Below are 2,112 nucleotides of genomic sequence, written 5' to 3' on the forward strand. Positions count from 1 at the left end.
TACTATTAGATTGGATTAAACCTTATTGGATCATGTCTTTACACCAACCAATTATCTCGACAACCAAACCAATTATGGCTGCAACCAAATGAGGACTAAAAGTATCTATCACGGTGCTTGTACCCATATCAAATTTTTATCTCATGCGTTATGAGACTTTCAACCCGAAACCGGATCCAAGGCAACACCGTAAAAAGTCCCACACATGAATTTCACCTGAGATCAACACCCAGATATTGATGTTGCGAGGCCAATATTTGTTCTTTTAGGAAACTATTACTCAGAAGACGAAGAAAGGGCCTTATCAGCCCCCCTTTTATGTAATTAATTCTTCTAGATAGCCCCCACAGCTTGAATTCGCTAGACAGAGCTCATGCATTAAAAGAATGTCCTCTACGCCCCCATGACCGCCTCAGCATCAAATCTACTATCACCCGCCCCCGAAAGAACCAATAAAATTTAGTGAAATAGAAGGTCCAATTCTTGCTCAACAGCTCATTAAAGTAGCCATACAACAATAATAGCTCGGAAATGTTTATGAAACGCCGGGCAGTCCAGAACATTAATTTTGGGATTATTTTTGATTTTCAATAAACTCTCTTAAAACCTTAGCCCCCTCTGACCAGCCTCTCTCTACTGCCACCTGTGAGGCTTTAAGCTGAGCTTTTTCTTGCGCAAGTACATAGCTGAAGAACTTACTGTGCTCTGCTGGGGAAACTTGATTTAATACGGTAAGCTTTTCCACGTATGGTTGAATGATAGATACAAGCATACCTGCTGTAACAGGCAGAACAGAGGAGATATACCCGGTTAACTTTCCACGAGTACGAGTAAACAGATTGGGCTGGTATTCAAAGTTAAGTTTCTTTTCCATATTCTCATAGAGGCTTTTGTTCAACACCTCCAACCGATAATACGCTTGATAAAACTCCCCCATTGGAGAACCCTCTCGGTTTTTTGCGATGATTTGAGTTGAAAGATAAGCAAATACACGATTGTTGTATTCGATTTTTAGTAGTTTTCGATAAATTTCTTCGTTGTCTCTGTCATTATTAATGTCACTTGCACTCACTACGTCCGATATCAATAGAGCACATAGATACGCTAAAATCGGGTACATTTTCATATTCATTTCCTATCCACATTACGCTGGTTTGTTAGGATGGTGCTACCAATGGTTTTTCTTGCCTATTTAAGTGCACGGAGGGCTTCAATGATGGCGTTCCTTTCGTTGGGGTCTTTTATCCCCCCAAAGCCCATAGTGGTACCAGGCACTGTTCCGGCGGGGTCTTCCAAGAAACGATCCAGATTGGCTTCGTTCCAAGTGAGATTGCTCTCAGATAAACCCGACGAGTAGTTAAAATTGCTAGCCGAAGCGGCGGGTTGTCCGTATTTACCTCTAAGATTGGGACCAACACTTGCTTTTCCGGATGCGTCTGTACTGTGACACACGGTGCATTGATTAAGGGTTGTGTCTATGTGAGCGCCGGCTGCCATTTTTTCTGTTTTATAAATTGGGGTCGTGCGTGCGTTTAGTAGACGAGCCACTTTTTGGCCAACTTGGTTACCCGTCGCAATAGCGCCGTCGATAAATCCGCGCCAGCCTAAGTCAATATCGCCACCGGCAAAATATATTCGCCCTTGGGGTTCGCGTAATGCAGTAATCGAATTCGTCAATTGACCTTTTTTCAGAACGCACCAAGTACCCTTTGAGTAAGGGTCCAGGTGCCAGTCATAGTGTAGGGTATCCACCACATCAACATCCGGTAGAAAGCGGCGCAATAATTTTTGGACTTGCGCGTGGTTGTTGGGGTCAATTTGTGACGGATCAGTGGAAAAAGCCACGAGATTAGTGCCTTCGTTAGGGCTGGCCATGGTCATAATGGTGCTTATAGGGTCTTGCTCCGAGGCCAACATTAAGATGGGCTTTATATTCTGTCGGATGCGAATGTAGAACTTCATTCCAGAGCCGGCATGACCTTCCTCGGACGCTCTCACCTTTTGTGATAGTAGCGCAGGCGAAAATTGAATCTTGGATAGTACGTTCATGGGGACTGCGCTAATCGTGGACCGGCAGGTAAATGTTTTGCCTGTGCTGGTGATTATTTTTAC

2 protein-coding genes are annotated in these 2,112 nt (G+C 43.9%); both read right to left on the reverse strand.

Annotation, left to right across the window (positions count from 1 at the left end):
• Positions 1-574: 574 nt before the first annotated feature.
• Positions 575-1,132 carry a hypothetical protein gene (locus A3735_RS22425; protein WP_197479554.1) on the reverse strand — a complete coding sequence of 186 codons (558 nt, stop codon included), beginning with the start codon at positions 1,130-1,132 and terminating at the stop codon, positions 575-577.
• Positions 1,133-1,188: 56 nt separating this feature from the next.
• Positions 1,189-2,112: FAD-dependent oxidoreductase (locus A3735_RS22430; RefSeq protein WP_156499834.1), on the reverse strand; the 924-nt coding region annotated here is incomplete at its 5' end.

Source organism: Oleiphilus sp. HI0061 (assembly GCF_001635675.1).